The following is a 14,574-nucleotide window of genomic DNA, read 5'->3' as shown; positions in this document are numbered from 1 at the left end:
ATTCCAAACATAGATTACTGATTACTCCAATCTTTATATTGTTCATGAAGAAGTTCCTTCAGACCGATTGATTCAGAAGTTTTTTCTCTCATCATCAGCTTATAAAATGCTTCATCTTCACTGATATCATCAAAAAGATACTGATGCAGAACTTTTGTTATCGGCATTTCCACACCGTAACTCTCACTTAATTCATAAGCCGCACGGGTGGTGTTCACACCTTCCACTACCATGCCCATCTTGTTCTCTGCCTCTGTCAGACTCAAACCGTCCGCAAGCATGATGCCGCATCTGAAATTACGCGAGTGATGGCTTGTTGCAGTCACAATCAGGTCGCCAATACCCGAAAGACCTAAGAAGGTCAGCGGATCGGCCCCCATTTTTGTACCGAGTCGGGCAATTTCCTGCAGCCCCCGGGTAATGATTGCCGCTCTTGCATTGTCTCCGAATTTCAGTCCGTGTAAAGTACCGACTGCAAGAGCGATGATATTCTTCAGAGCGCCTCCGATTTCAACGCCGACAAGATCTTCATTTACATATACTCTGAAGTATTTGCTCATAAATACATCCTGTATGGTGGATACGCCTTTATTATGAAGAGATGCTGTGCTGACTGTCGTCGGAGATTTCAGAGCAACCTCCTCAGCGTGGCTCGGGCCGCTCAGCACACAAATATCTTCGACGGTTTCAGGTGTTGTCTCTTGTTCGATGACTTCTGAAACCCTTAAATAGCTGTCGAGCTCCAGTCCCTTTGCCACATGGACAATAAGGACTTTTTTATTTTTCTCAATTAATATCTTTTGAATATCTTTAGTGATTTTCCTCACTGCTTTGACAGGTACTGCAATTACGAGAAGCTCTGCATGGTCCACTGCTGCCGTCAAATCATTTGTAGCCTGTAATGCTGCGGGCAGATCAATATTTTTCAAGTAATGGTGATTTGTGTGGTCTTCATTGATTTCTTTAACGACAGCTTCATTTCTGCCATACATCTGTACATCGTGATTATTATCTGTTAAGACCATTGCCAGGCTTGTACCAAAGCTTCCAGTACCTAAAACTGAAATGTTCACAAGTACACGCTCCTTTAGTTTCTTTTGCGGCTAATGATATGGATGGGTGTCCCATGGAAATCAAACGCGCGCCGCAGCTGGTTTTCCAAATATCTCTTATAGCTGAAGTGCATCAGTTCGGTATCATTGACGAACATGACGAATGTCGGCGGTCCGACACTGACCTGGGTACCGTAGAAAATATTCAGGCGGTGCCCGGTTTTGTCTGTCGGCGTCGGGTTCATGCTGACGCTGTCAACGATTACCTCATTGAGAGTACTTGATTGAACACGTTTTTTATGGGAATCATTGACCAATTTTATAAGCGGGAACAATGTTGTGAGACGTGATTTTGTTTTCGCTGATAAAAACGTCACCGGTGCGTAATCCAGGAATTGGAACTGCTGGCGGATATCATCTTCGAATTTCTTCATAGTTTTATCGTCTTTTTCTACAGCATCCCATTTATTGACTACAATGACAATTGCGCGGCCTGCTTCATGTGCAAGACCCGCAATTCGTTTATCCTGCTCTATAATGCCTTCTTCGCCATTAATGACGACAAGAACAACATCTGAACGTTCTATCGCCCGTGTTGCCCTCAGAACGGCATACTTTTCTGTAGATTCATATACTTTACCGCGCTTTCTCATACCTGCGGTATCTATCAATGTATATTCTTCATCTTCAAATTCATACTCTGTATCTATTGCATCTCTTGTTGTCCCTGCAATATCAGAAACGATAACTCTGTCTTCATTCAGTATGGCATTGATCAGACTGGATTTACCGACATTCGGTCTGCCGATAAGGGAAACCTTTACGGAATCGTCCGCCTCAAGTTCCACTTCTATATTTTTAAAGTATTCAACAGCGGCATCCAGTGCATCACCAAGTCCCAGTCCATGGGACCCTGAAACAGGATACGGGTCACCAAGACCCAGCTGATAAAAGTCATAAATTTCATTACGCATTTCAAAGTTATCTATTTTATTCACTAATAATATAGTTGGCTTTTCTGATTTTTGCAGTATGCGTGCCACATGCATATCATCGTTCGTCACACCTTCTTTACCGTTTGTAATCATCAGTATGACGTCTGCTTCTAAGATGGCAATCTCAGCCTGCATTTTAATCTGTTCTTGAAAAGGTTCATCCTTTATTTCGATACCGCCGGTATCGATAACATTAAATTCATGATTCAACCATTCACCATCCGCGTATAGTCGGTCACGAGTTACTCCAGGCGTGTCCTCCACAATCGCTTTTCTTTCTCCTATAATTCTGTTAAATAAAGTTGACTTTCCAACATTTGGACGGCCAACAACAGCAATTGTCGGTTTATACATGATTTCGCCTCCTTACTTTAAATTATTTTACCATAAAAATAAAATAAAGGGCGATTTTCATCGCCCTTTATCATCAAATGTTTTATCGGTTTATAAATCTAAATTTTTAAATTTATCACCAAACACATCACCTAATGTTGGTTGATCTTCATCAGTTTCATCTTTGTAGACTTTTGATGATTGTTCAGTTGTTTCGGTAGGTTCTGTCGTTTCTTTAATGGATAATGAAACTTTCCCGCTGTCTTCGCTCAAGGATAAGATTTTAACCTGTACTTCCTGTCCTTCATCAAGTACATCAGAAGGATGTGCGACATGGTCATGGCTGATTTCAGATACGTGAACCAAGCCCTCCACCCCGGAAGCCACTTGAACGAAAGCACCAAAGTCAACAAGTCTTTTCACAGTGCCATCAAGTGTTTCTCCGCTGTTATGTTCTTTTATGAACAACTCGAACGGGCTTTCCTGAGCCTGTTTGATAGATAAGCTGACACGCTCATTATCGATATCGACATCAAGTATTTTGACATCCACTTTATCGCCGATATTTACAGCATCTTCAACATTTTCCACTCTTTCATAGCTCAGTTCGGAAATATGAGCCAGACCATCTATAGAACCTAAATTGATGAATGCACCAAAATTAGTTGTTCTGACAACTTCACCTTCTACAATCGATCCGGTATCAAGTTTTTCAAGCTGTGTTTTGCGATCTGCTGCTTTTTCCACTTCAATGATTTTCTTGCGGTTTAAGATGACACGGTTTTTATCTTTATCAATGTCTTCAACTTTAACTTCTAAAGTCTGATCCGCAAACTGGTCTAAATCTTCTACATACTCATCTGATAAAAGTGATGCAGGAATGAAGCCTCTTACACCGACATCCACTACAAGACCGGCCTGAACAACTTCCATAACTGTACCGGAGATTGTTTCATCGTTCTCTTTGGATGCAATCAGGTCGTCATAGCTCTTATCTTCTTCCAATTTTCTGATTGAAAGGATCAGATTGTGACGCTCACTCTCATCTTCTACTTTAATAACAACAGCCTCGATTGTATCGTCTTCTGCGACAACTTCATCAGGATGTTCAATTCTCTTGTTAGTCACTTGACTGATTGGAATAATACCTTCAAAGTCACTACCATCAATATGAGCTCTAACAAATTTCTCTTCGACTTTAAACACAGTTCCGGTTACTTTGTCACCTTCGTTGAAACTGCTGACTGAAGCTTCCTGATCAGCTGATTCTTCCGAATTTGACGTTTCTCCCTGTGATTCTTCCGGTGCCGCATTCTCTTCTTCAGGAGAATTTTCTTCAACCTGTGAATTTTCTTCTTCGTTGTTCTCTTCGTTCAAGATATTATCTGTCGTCATGTGCCTGCCTCCATTACATTACTATAGACTATATACCTAACTTCTTATAAATATGCTGATTTGTCAAGTAATTGTTATGATAATAACAAATTATTAATTTCTTCTTTCAGTTCCACTGTTATATCTTTACGGTTTTTCCCCTCTGCCACCATTTCGTTGACATCCATAGGTCTGCCGAATACCAGTGTTATCCCTTTTTGACGGTTGTATTTTCCTTTGATGGCTGCTGGTACGATTTTAGCGCCGCCTTTGACTGCCATAAAACTTGCTCCCTGCTGAAGATCCTGCAGTTTACCGTCCTTGGTACGGCTGCCCTCGGGGAATATTAAAAGCATATTGCCCTCTTTCAATGCTTCGACGGATTTTTTCAGTGCCTGGCGGTCGCCTTTGCCCCGGTCCACCGGTATCGCATTCAGACGTCCGATGAGATTACCGAGAACGGGTATATTAAAAAGTTCCTTCTTTGCAAAGAAGGACATCTCCCGTTTTGTACTGATTGCAACAAGCGGCGGATCCAACTCCGACATGTGGTTGCTGCATATTAATACCGGACCGGAATCCGGTATTCTCTCTTCCCCGATGACCTTCACTTTGAATCTTGTATGATAAAATCTTTTGACAATGGCTCTAACCGTTTTGTATAACATATTACTCGACTCCTATCTTCTGCTTTGCCAGATGTAAAATATGTGCTTCGACTTCTTCTATGGATAATTCCGTAGTATCTAAAAGTACAGCATCATCCGCCTGGACAAGCGGAGAAATCTCACGATTCATATCGAGCTCGTCACGTCTGATTATCTGTGAGGTCAGCTGATCCAGATCGATATCATTCCCCCGTTCTTTTTCTTCGGCAAGACGACGCTCGGCCCTCACCCTCGGTGAGGCCTGCATGAATATTTTCAATTCAGCGTCCGGCAGAACAGTCGTGCCGATATCTCTGCCGTCCATGACCACACCTTTTTCAAGACCGATTTTTTGCTGCATGGCGACAAGGTAGCTCCTTACCGCTTCAAAACTTGAAACCTCACTGACATTAGAGGTCACCGCCTGCGATCTGATTTCATCAGTCACATCCCGGCTGTTCAAAAATACCCTGTTTGAATCTTCTCTTTTAAAAGTAATCTCAACATCATTCAGATTATTGATGATATCTTTGCCGTTTTCTATGTATAATAATGTTATTGCCCTGTACATTGCACCGGTGTCAATGTAAATGTAGTTCAATTGTTCGGCAACGCGCTTGGATATTGTACTTTTACCAGCTGCAGCCGGGCCGTCAATGGCTATATTGATTTTATTTTTCATGAGATGTATACCTACCTTGATTCATTATTCTTGTTTATTTTATCATAGATTCATACTTAAACTTAATAATAGATATGCTTTTATTAATTTTCAAATAAATACAGTTATGAGGTGCATAAACTTGAGAAACATTCTTGCGATACATACAGGCGGTACAATCAGTATGTCTGAAAGCGATGGAATCATCAGTGAGAACGAAGAAAACCCTTTGAAGATTGAAGGTCATCTGGATGATGATGTGAACATCGCAGAAATTTATCCGATTAAAAAACCATCACCGCACATCACCATCGATGACATGGATGAAATTAAAACAATCATAGAAGAAAATAAAGACCGCTATGAAGGATTCGTTATTACACATGGCACCGACACACTTGAAGAAACAGCCTTCTTTCTCGATCTGACGCTGAATATTGAACAGCCGATCATCATTACAGGCGCAATGCGTTCTTCAAACGAACTCGGCAGTGACGGCATGTATAATTATTTATCAGGATTGCGCGCGGCTTTGAGCCACGAATCCAAAGACAGAGGTGTGCTGGTAGTGTTTAATGACGAAATTCATACCGCACGCTTTGTAACAAAAACACACACATCGAATGTCGCAACTTTCCAAAGTCCGAACCACGGACCGATCGGCTTTTTAACGAAAGATAAAGTTTACTATCATCATTCCATAAAACACCAGGATAAGTACAAAACAGTCGACAGTAATATTAAAGTCGGCCTGATAAAAGCGCACGTCGGACTTGATGACACTTTCTTCAACGCCATAGTCGAGTCGGAATACGACGGTCTGATTATAGAAGCTCTCGGGCAGGGCAATCTTCCGCCAAGCGCCATGGATGGTTTGCTCGCTGTGACAGAAGCGAATATTACGACTGTTATCGTCTCCAGATCTTTTAATGGCATTGTCGGCAGTTATTATGATTATCACGGCGGCGGCTATGAACTGAAAGAAAAAGGTCTCATATTCTCAAATGGTCTGAACGGGCCGAAAGCAAGGCTCAAGTTAATGCTTGTTTTATCCAATCTGGAAAAAGATCAGATTAAACATGCATTCGAATCATAAAAAAGAAGTCCGGAACATTCCGGACTTCTTTTATTTTTTCGATTTCTTTTTTAAAATATCTTTTATTATGCGTGCGCCGTGAAAGCGGCCGTTTTCGATAACGATCATATTGGCATCATTGCCCGCTGCAATGACACCGGCAATATATAAGTCCTCGACATTCATTTCCATCGTTTCAGGATCATGTACCGGCGAAAGACCATTTTTGTATGCTTCAAGTTCAATACCCAGTGATTTTAAAAAGCGGTAATCCGGTTGATAGCCGATCATTGCAAATACAAAATCGTTTTTTATCTCGACTGTGCCGTCGTCTGTATTGAAAATAACAGCATCATCTTTTATATCAATCATATCCGCATTGAAATAATGGTCTACTTTCCCATGCTTAATGAGCGATTTCAGCTGGGGCAGTATCCATGGCTTGATGCTTTTGGAATAATCATCGCCACGATAGATGATCGTCACATGGCTTCCCGCTTTTTCAAGCTCGATAGCGGCATCGACACTGGAGTTCTTACCGCCTATGATAAGCACATGCTGATTGAAAAAAGGATGGGCTTCTTTAAAGTAATGGAACACTTTATCTTTACGTGCGCCAGGTACATCAAGTGTATTTGGTTGGCCGTAATAACCGGTCGCTACAATCAAATATTTACATGTATATTGGCCTTTTGAAGTTTCTACAGTAAAACCAGCTTCAGTCTTTCTTGAAGAAGTGACTTTTTCATAGGTATTGATGTTCAGGTCAAAGTGTTTGACCACTTCCCTGTAGTATACAAGCGCCTGGTTCCTTTTAGGTTTGTGCGCCTCGGTTATAAAAGGAAATTGCCCGATTGCCAGTTTTTCTGAGGAGGAAAAGAATGTCTGGTGTGTTGGATAGTTATAGATGGCATTTACTATGTTGCCCTCTTCAATCACAAGATATTCAATGTTATTCTGTTTCAGTTCAATGGCCGCAGCGAGACCGCACGGTCCCGCACCGACAACAATGGTTTCATAATATTTCATTTCACTGTTCCATTCATCAAGGGATTATAAGTTCCTGACCCTCGTTTATATTATTGCCGCTGATGCCGTTTGCATCACGTATTCTCTGAACATATTCTGCAGAACCGTCGCCATAGTATCTTTTGGCAATTTGAAATAAGTTATCATCACTTGTTACGACATGAGTGGCACCTACAGATTCTTCATCAGAGCTTTCTTCAGTGCTCTCTGATTCTTCTGCTGATTCATCAGACTCTGTTGACTGTTCCTGATTCTCTTCTGTCTCTTGCTCTGAATCGTCTTCAGACTGCTGTTCTTCAGCAGTGTCTTCTTCGGAACTATCCTCTGAATCTTCATTTTCTTTACCTTCAATAGCATCATCAGCAGCATCCTCCAGCATGGAGACTTCCTCATCGCTGTAGTCTGTTTCTATACTGCCGGTGGATAGATCATCTTCAGCACTGCCCGACTCCTCTGAACTTCCGCCGTCGTCACTTTGACTGTCTTCCGATTCGCCGCCTTCTTCTCTGGACTCGGCCATGCGTCTTTGCATTTCATAGCGCTGCTCATCCAAATCTTCATTTACTTCTTCCTCTTCCTGATTTTCTTCCGTGTTCTCCTCTTCGGTTGCAAGCTCCATTCCGTCATTGGACGGCCAGGAGTTGCTGATGATCAGAAATGCGAGGATAATTGTAATTGGAACAATGATGATTCCGCCGATGATCATCGGGATTAGCCCTTTTCTCTTTGATTCTTCATCTTCAGACTGTTCATCTGCAGCCGCATTATTTTGGTTTTGCGGTTTTTTTCTTAATTCATTCAATTTTTCTTTGGTGACTTTCAATTCATTATTGAACCGCTTATTATAAGTAGCGAATTTACCGGCAAAAAAGGCTTTGCCCTTATCTAAATTCTCTTTGTTGAAGTAACTTTTAAATTTATCGGAGAATTGTTTGGATTGATCATTCGTATTTTCTTTTTCTTTATATTTTGCACTGCGTTTCATTGTTGGTTTTTCTTTTTTGACATTATCATTTTTCTCTTTATTTTTACTTTTCTTTTTGGATTGTGCCGACTCTTCCTGCGAACGTTTATGTTCTATATCTTTATAAAAATCGTCTTTCATTAGACATTCTCCTCAACCTTGAATCTTACAAGTATATTATATTATTATTTGTGTGCATTTTAAAGCATTATCGGTCTAAAGTATGTTTTGTTCGAAATAAACATCCTTTATTTGAAAAAGATGGATATTCATCTTAAAATTATGAAGAAGTCTTTGTTATGAGGTGAAAGCATGTCTGTTAGAAAGTATACCATCGTTGATATGGATACATGCATTGCATGTGGAGCGTGCGGCGCCTCTGCGCCAGATATATATGATTATGATGATGACGGCATCGCATATGTTATTTTAGATGAAAATAAAGGGACAAAAGCAGTGCCCGAGGAACTGTATGATGATCTGGACGATGCATTTTACGGATGTCCGACAGATTCCATTAAAGTGGCGGAAGAGCCTTTTGACGGTGACCCTTTAAAATTTGAATAGTTAAAAGAGGCGGGGATTATCCGCCTCTTTTTTTATAATCTTTTCAGTTTTGGCAGCAGTTTTTTATAAATGATGAATGCTACCAGGCCGACGATGATTCCTTTAATGATATTGAATGGAATAATACCCGCAGTGACAATAATGCGCAGATTTTCGATTATATCTGTCTGATCGACAATCATGCCGTACAGAGGCAGAAGCACGAAATAGTTTAAAATCGAAAGCATTATCGTCAGAGAAATCGTCCCAACTATAAACCCTATAACTAAAGATTTGGTCGTTCTGCTCCGCATGTAAATAAAGAACACCGGCAGCAGTAATGAAAATGATGCAAGCAGGTTTGCAAGCGGGCCAATGGGTTCACTGGCAGCAAGCAGACCGTATATTAATATTTTTAAAATGATGATAAGCGACCCCACTGCTCCCCCGTACATCATAAACCCTATAAAAGCAGGAATATCAGATAAATCTACAGTCAGATAAGGAGGGATGAAAGGTATCGGGAACTGCAGCAGCAGCAATACAAATGAAATTGCTGAAAGTATACTGATGATGATTAATTTTCTTAAACGGTTTCTGTCCATTGGCATTCCTCTATTCCTTACTGTGATTTTTCGGCAGGGTGATATTGAATATGGTGCCCTGGCCGTACTCGCTTTTCAAATCAATCGTCCCTTCATGTCTTTTTATAATCGAAGAAACGATATACAGGCCGAGACCGGTTCCGTGTTTACCGCGTGTTCTTGACTCATCGACTTTGTAAAAGCGTTCGAAAATACGGTTTTGATGCTCTTCTTTAAGACCGATTCCGGTGTCTTCGACTGAAATGATCACTTCATCCCCGGCTTCACGGACTTTCAAAGTGATTTTATCAGCAGGCTCAGTATAGCGTATTGCGTTGTCTAGCAAATTATTTATGACTTGCTCTATTTTACCATAATCAAAGTCAAATATTACACTGTCTTTTTCTGCATCGACAGTAAACTGGATTTCCTTATTGTTCATTTCATGTTTGAATTTGAAACTGACGTCATTGATCAGCATCATGAGATCATTATTTGAAATATTCAGCAGATCTGCACCGCTGTCCATTCTTGCAATGGTAATCAGTTCATTTACAAGCTTATTCATTCTGTCCGACTCATCTTTGATGATTTTCATCATTTCCTTGACTTCTTCCGGTTCGGTGACAATTTCATCCAAAATCGCTTCGGAATATCCACTAAGCATAACCATAGGTGTTTTGAGCTCGTGTGAAACATTTGCTATGAAGTCAGAACGCATCGTTTCTGTTTTGACAATCTCGGTGATATCTCTGATCAGAATGATTGCCCCATATGTTTTATTACCGCTGACTACAGCCGTGAAAGAAACCTGATAATGCTTATTAGTAATGTTCAGTCTTTCAATCTGTGAAGTTTTGGTTTCAACAATATTCAGAACACTGTCCATGAACATTTCCTTTTCATGTTCTTTTGAAGTGAGTGTCTCATAAATTGATTTGCCCTTTGCATTGCTGTAGATCAGTTCACCTTCAGTATCAAAATATAATACGCCCTCCTCCATGGAAGAGAATATTTCTTCTCTCAGGTTTTTTTCATGAAGTACTGTTTCGATATTATTTTTAATATCCTGGTTCATTTTATTGAATGCCAGCGTCAGCTCACCGATTTCATCTCTGCTGCGCACTTTCAGTGGCTTGTATTTACCCTGGGAAGTGTCATAGGCGGCAGTTTTTAATTTGGTAAGCGGCTGGGTAATTCTGTTAAGTAATAAGAATGCGAATATTGTCGTACCGATTATTAATATTCCGGTGGTAATGAACATGATCATCGTTATTGCACTGATCGACTGATTTACAGCATCCAAATCGCGGTATTTGATAATTTTTATATCTTCGTCAAAATACCTGGTTAAATTTGAAGTTTTGATCATGTACATGCTGTCATATAAATCGTCCAGGATAAACGTGGATTCAGACATATTTTCAATATTGATCCTGTTATAAATTTCCTCATCCATCGCAGACATCGGCAAAATAGATTCATTATCATAAAGGATGAGCAGGTTATCCTCCATCAGCAGGTTCGTATTGCTGGTGTCTGAGGCATTGATATCGTGTTCGGTAAGCAGCAGTTCCTCTACTCTTTCAATATCTTCCTCTAAAATGGTTTCAGTCGAATTGAAAACATAGCTTCTGAAGAAAAATATTAAAACGAGCGTTAATATAATTAAAACTGCAGTTACCATTAAAATAATGGTCAACCACAGTTTAGAAACAAGACTATTTAAAGATTTCACGATTCATTTACCTCAAACTTATAACCGATGCCCCAGACAGTATGAATCATGCGGCTTGCTTCCGGTGATACTTTGTTCAATTTCTCTCTCAAGCGTTTAACGTGTGTATCCACCGTTCTTAAGTCGCCATAGAAGTCATAATGCCAGACTTCTTTTAATAACTCTTCACGATCAAAGACCTTGTCGGGACTTTTAGCAAGAAACAGTAATAATTCATACTCTTTTGGTGTCAGGTTAACCTTATAATCATCAGCAAGGACGCGGTGTGCATCATTATCTATGACTAAATGTTCATAGACGATGACATCTTTTGCAGTTGCCTCCTGATTGATGAACGTGGTTTCAGAAGAACGTCTGAGTATTGCTTTGACACGCAGGACGACTTCTCTCGGTGAAAATGGTTTTACAATATAGTCATCTGCACCGACTTCAAAACCTTCCACACGATTATTCTCCTCACCTTTGGCAGTCAACATGATAATTGGTGTCGACTTGGAACGTCGAAGTCTGCCTGCGACCTCAATCCCATCCATCTTCGGCATCATGAGGTCGAGCAATATACAGTTATAATCATTTTCCATTGCGAGTTCAAGTGCTTCCTCGCCATTCTCTGCTTCTGTAATATCATAGCCTTCACGGACAAGATACATATTCAGCAGTTTTCTTATTCTTTCTTCGTCATCAACAATTAGAATTTTTTCAGTCATTTCAACCCTCTTTTCTAGCTATGCATATGAATGAAGTCCAGCAACAATCAAGTTTATCGCAATCAGGTTAAAGAGTATCAATATGAAACCTATGACTGCCAGCCATGCAGATTTTTCACCTTCATACCCGCGGTTCAGTCTTAAGTGCAGGAATACGGTGTAGAACATGAATGTGATGAAAGCCCATGTTTCTTTCGGGTCCCAGCCCCAGAATCTGCTCCATGCTATTTGCGCCCATATGGCTGCAAAGAAGATACCTCCAAGAGCAAACAGTGGGAAACCTATAATTACCGAACGGTATCCAATTTCATCCATCAAGTTCAGATCAGCTCTGCTTGCAAGCGGCTTGACAAAAGAAAGCAGTCGTTTTCTCAATATCAGACGCAGGATGCCGTAAACAGCAAACCCGAGTATGAGTGACCAGATTACAGTATTCAATGATTGCGAGTTTATCACCGGCGGCAGGTTGATTCCTGTATGGAAATGGTCAGCCTGTTCATATTGTTCATCGCCGAGATGTTCTACAGGTATTGCTTCGGAATAATTGACCAGGCTTGGCAGATGGTAATCTGCAACCATGGTTTCCCCGCGCTGATCGGTATACATGAATTCATCGCTGTAACCGACTGCACCTTGCATGACTAATGTCGTACCAATATAAACAAGTACGACTACAATGCCGGCCATGATCAGCTCAAGCGTACGCGCTCTCAACGATTTTTCATTTTCAGGAATTGCTTTAAGTAAATATATTAAGCCGGCAACAGCACTCATAGATAAAATACCATATGATATTGTCACCGTGATTACATGAATTGCCAGCCAGTTACTCTGCAGAGAAGGAATCAGCGGATTCACATCAGTTGAGAATAAACTGCCGTATGCAATCAGCAATAAAGAAATAGGTATTGCGAACAACCCTAAAATTTTGGATTTATAATAGTGATAGGTGATTAAATAACCTAATATCAGCATTATAGAGAACGTTGCAATGAATTCGTACATGTTGGATACCGGAGCATGTCCTGTTGCTACCCATCTTAGTATAAAATACCCAATTTGCATAATAAAAGCTACTACAGTCATAGTAATCGCAATATATTCTGACCTTTTACTTTTACTCTTAATACTTACTGCCAGTGGGATCAGCGCTACTAAAAGAATAAAGAACGCTGTGGTAATCATTCCATTACTTATTGATAACATTGTTGATTCCATAATTATTACTCCTCATCAGTGTTGACGCTCTCGTTTTGATCTTTGGCGTCTCTGTCAAAGATGTGTTCATATCCATTTTTGTCTAATATCGGATTGAGTTCTTTCTTCAATCCAAAATAGTTCTTATTCGTGTGTGCACTGATACTGAATCCATCCTCATCATTGATCCATATACGTCTATGGTTGATGTATGAACCAATGGCTAGACCGATTAAGAAGATGATGAAGCCTGTCGCTATAAATGGCAGGGTCAAATCTTTCTTAAGAGTCAGTACCGTGGCCCAATGGTTTTCATTTTCAACGAACTTGACGCTATACTCGTTATCCTCGGTGATATCGGTTGAAAGCATGACCTGGAGCAGGCTGAGTTCAGTGGATTCTCCATCAGTCACCTCAAAAACAAATGCCGGATTCGTTGCGACCGGTGTTTCAGAGATCAGAGCTCCATTTTCGTCAATTTCCACGAAGTCCGGTGCGTAGGCACGCATGTTTACTTCCATACCTTCACCAATGTCGTAATTTTGATCAGGGTTGTCCAGATTGACGGTGAACTGATCACCAATAACTTCTCCATTGCTGTCTTCAAGCTGGAAAGTCATGGATTTCATCTGCGAGTTATCATAACTGGACTGGTAAAGTTCAAACTGGTCAAAACTGTACGGGTGGTTCACACGTATGCTGTGATCTTCAATCTCCTGTAAATCCGGTGCTGATCCTATTACATCCTTGTTTTGATTTTCATAAAAAGTGATGTTCGTCTGGTAGTTGCTTGTGACTATTTCATTTGTATTTTGAAGTGTTTCATCAAAAACCGTACCTGCATTTTCATCATACGTATCTATGATGAAGTCATTATTTTCTACGTAATACTGGCCCTCCGTTTCAGGAAGCTGGACTGTCTCTCCCTCGGTGATATAGACAAGCTCATCTACATACATGCCCGGGAAGAACCTGAGCATACTGCCGAACAACAGAATGATGAGTCCGGTGTGGTTTATGTAGGGGCCCCATCTGGAAAGCCAGCCTTTTTGCAGTAAATGATGGTTGCCGTCACTTTTATGCTTGTAACCTTTTTTCTTAAGATCTTCAATGACACTTTCGGTATGTTCAGCTTTCTGCTGGTGTAGATTTAAACGTTGTCTTTTGTAAAACGTCGGATGCTTTTTAGCCCTTTGGTTTCTCAGTGACTTAAGTAACGGCAGCCCTCTGTCTATACTTGCCGCAATCAGGGATAAAGCAAGCATACCGATCAGTATGATAAACCACCATGAGGAATATAAATTATGAAAACCAAGTTCGTAATAAAGGCGGCCTAATGTACCGTAGTTATCAGTGTAATACTGTAAAGGGTCGACTCCGACCGGTATAAAGTACTCTTGTGGGAAAAGGGTCCCCACTGATGCCGATATTGCGATGATTAAAATAATCGAAACTCCGACTTTTATGGAAGTGAAAAACATCCATATTTTATCAAAAATACTTTTGGAGCGCGTTTTGGAGCGTATCGCACTGCCGTCATACCGCATAAGGTCTTTTATTTTCTTTTTATCGTAGTCACTGTTGATCATCTTTCCACAGGACTGGCACAGCTGGGTCCCGGCCGGATTCACATGACCGCAGGATTCACATTTTATTTCTTTTAGTTCCATTG

At 40.6% G+C, this 14,574-nt stretch carries 14 protein-coding genes; 2 read left to right on the top strand and 12 right to left on the bottom strand.

The features are described from left to right. Nucleotides 1-14 precede the first annotated feature (14 nt). The 5 genes from BO48_RS02105 to cmk form a co-directional block, all read right to left on the bottom strand. Entirely contained in the window at nt 15-1,073 is a 1,059-nt protein-coding gene (locus tag BO48_RS02105; RefSeq protein WP_496365771.1) for an NAD(P)H-dependent glycerol-3-phosphate dehydrogenase, read from the bottom strand. 14 nt (nt 1,074-1,087) lie between these two features. Next, nucleotides 1,088-2,401: a ribosome biogenesis GTPase Der gene (gene der / locus BO48_RS02100; protein WP_496365770.1), complete on the bottom strand. Its 1,314-nt coding sequence runs from the start codon at nt 2,399-2,401 to the stop codon at nt 1,088-1,090. 90 nt (nt 2,402-2,491) lie between these two features. Beyond that, the gene (rpsA, locus tag BO48_RS02095) at nt 2,492-3,775 is read right to left on the bottom strand and encodes a 30S ribosomal protein S1 (protein WP_496365769.1); all 1,284 of its coding nucleotides are present in this window, start codon (nt 3,773-3,775) and stop codon (nt 2,492-2,494) included. A gap of 74 nt (nt 3,776-3,849) precedes the next feature. Next, complete coding sequence (locus BO48_RS02090; protein WP_496365768.1) at nt 3,850-4,422, bottom strand: lysophospholipid acyltransferase family protein; 573 nt, start codon at nt 4,420-4,422, stop codon at nt 3,850-3,852. 1 nt (nt 4,423) lies between these two features. Further along, complete coding sequence (gene cmk / locus BO48_RS02085; protein ID WP_496365767.1) at nt 4,424-5,083, bottom strand: (d)CMP kinase; 660 nt, start codon at nt 5,081-5,083, stop codon at nt 4,424-4,426. A 121-nt stretch (nt 5,084-5,204) separates the two neighbouring features. Here cmk and BO48_RS02080 point away from each other — a divergent pair, with 121 nt between their 5' ends. Continuing rightward, nucleotides 5,205-6,158, top strand: coding sequence for an asparaginase (locus BO48_RS02080; RefSeq protein WP_496365766.1), 954 nt, complete (start codon nt 5,205-5,207; stop codon nt 6,156-6,158). A gap of 30 nt (nt 6,159-6,188) precedes the next feature. Here BO48_RS02080 and BO48_RS02075 read toward each other — a convergent pair whose 3' ends face one another. Further along, complete coding sequence (locus BO48_RS02075; protein WP_496365765.1) at nt 6,189-7,166, bottom strand: YpdA family putative bacillithiol disulfide reductase; 978 nt, start codon at nt 7,164-7,166, stop codon at nt 6,189-6,191. 16 nt (nt 7,167-7,182) lie between these two features. Continuing rightward, nucleotides 7,183-8,271 carry a LysM peptidoglycan-binding domain-containing protein gene (locus tag BO48_RS02070; RefSeq protein ID WP_496365764.1) on the bottom strand — a complete coding sequence of 363 codons (1,089 nt, stop codon included), beginning with the start codon at nt 8,269-8,271 and terminating at the stop codon, nt 7,183-7,185. A gap of 171 nt (nt 8,272-8,442) precedes the next feature. Here BO48_RS02070 and BO48_RS02065 point away from each other — a divergent pair, with 171 nt between their 5' ends. Continuing rightward, the gene (locus tag BO48_RS02065) at nt 8,443-8,697 is read left to right on the top strand and encodes a ferredoxin (protein WP_496365763.1); all 255 of its coding nucleotides are present in this window, start codon (nt 8,443-8,445) and stop codon (nt 8,695-8,697) included. 32 nt (nt 8,698-8,729) lie between these two features. Here BO48_RS02065 and BO48_RS02060 read toward each other — a convergent pair whose 3' ends face one another. From BO48_RS02060 to BO48_RS02040, 5 genes are read right to left on the bottom strand one after another with little or no spacing between them, the layout of a single operon-like run. After that, nucleotides 8,730-9,281, bottom strand: a complete 552-nt coding sequence (locus tag BO48_RS02060; protein ID WP_496365762.1) for an ECF transporter S component — start codon at nt 9,279-9,281, stop codon at nt 8,730-8,732. Nucleotides 9,282-9,291: 10 nt separating this feature from the next. Next, complete coding sequence (locus tag BO48_RS02055; RefSeq protein WP_496365761.1) at nt 9,292-10,998, bottom strand: HAMP domain-containing sensor histidine kinase; 1,707 nt, start codon at nt 10,996-10,998, stop codon at nt 9,292-9,294. Next, nucleotides 10,995-11,705 (bottom strand): response regulator, encoded by a 711-nt coding sequence (locus BO48_RS02050; RefSeq protein WP_496365760.1) that lies wholly within the window; start codon nt 11,703-11,705, stop codon nt 10,995-10,997. The genes BO48_RS02055 and BO48_RS02050 overlap by 4 nt, the downstream gene beginning before the upstream one ends. An 18-nt stretch (nt 11,706-11,723) precedes the next feature. Then, entirely contained in the window at nt 11,724-12,923 is a 1,200-nt protein-coding gene (gene ccsB, locus BO48_RS02045; RefSeq protein ID WP_496365759.1) for a c-type cytochrome biogenesis protein CcsB, read from the bottom strand. A 5-nt stretch (nt 12,924-12,928) separates the two neighbouring features. Continuing rightward, complete coding sequence (locus tag BO48_RS02040; RefSeq protein ID WP_496365758.1) at nt 12,929-14,572, bottom strand: cytochrome c biogenesis ResB family protein; 1,644 nt, start codon at nt 14,570-14,572, stop codon at nt 12,929-12,931. Nucleotides 14,573-14,574 lie beyond the last annotated feature (2 nt).

The organism is Lacicoccus kunmingensis DSM 17847 (genome assembly GCF_059568765.1).
This window is presented reverse-complemented; position numbering and strand designations above follow the sequence as displayed.

What these genes read in the sequence shown, in the direction of transcription:
- BO48_RS02070 (WP_496365764.1), bottom strand. Translation starts at nt 8,271, where the DNA reads ATGAAAGACGATTTTTATAAAGATATAGAACATAAACGTTCGCAGGAA.
- der (WP_496365770.1), bottom strand. Translation starts at nt 2,401, where the DNA reads ATGTATAAACCGACAATTGCTGTTGTTGGCCGTCCAAATGTTGGAAAG.
- cmk (WP_496365767.1), bottom strand. Translation starts at nt 5,083, where the DNA reads ATGAAAAATAAAATCAATATAGCCATTGACGGCCCGGCTGCAGCTGGT.
- BO48_RS02075 (WP_496365765.1), bottom strand. Translation starts at nt 7,166, where the DNA reads ATGAAATATTATGAAACCATTGTTGTCGGTGCGGGACCGTGCGGTCTC.
- BO48_RS02060 (WP_496365762.1), bottom strand. Translation starts at nt 9,281, where the DNA reads ATGGACAGAAACCGTTTAAGAAAATTAATCATCATCAGTATACTTTCA.
- ccsB (WP_496365759.1), bottom strand. Translation starts at nt 12,923, where the DNA reads ATGGAATCAACAATGTTATCAATAAGTAATGGAATGATTACCACAGCG.
- BO48_RS02040 (WP_496365758.1), bottom strand. Translation starts at nt 14,572, where the DNA reads ATGGAACTAAAAGAAATAAAATGTGAATCCTGCGGTCATGTGAATCCG.
- BO48_RS02050 (WP_496365760.1), bottom strand. Translation starts at nt 11,705, where the DNA reads ATGACTGAAAAAATTCTAATTGTTGATGACGAAGAAAGAATAAGAAAA.
- BO48_RS02090 (WP_496365768.1), bottom strand. Translation starts at nt 4,422, where the DNA reads ATGTTATACAAAACGGTTAGAGCCATTGTCAAAAGATTTTATCATACA.
- BO48_RS02065 (WP_496365763.1), top strand. Translation starts at nt 8,443, where the DNA reads ATGTCTGTTAGAAAGTATACCATCGTTGATATGGATACATGCATTGCA.
- rpsA (WP_496365769.1), bottom strand. Translation starts at nt 3,775, where the DNA reads ATGACGACAGATAATATCTTGAACGAAGAGAACAACGAAGAAGAAAAT.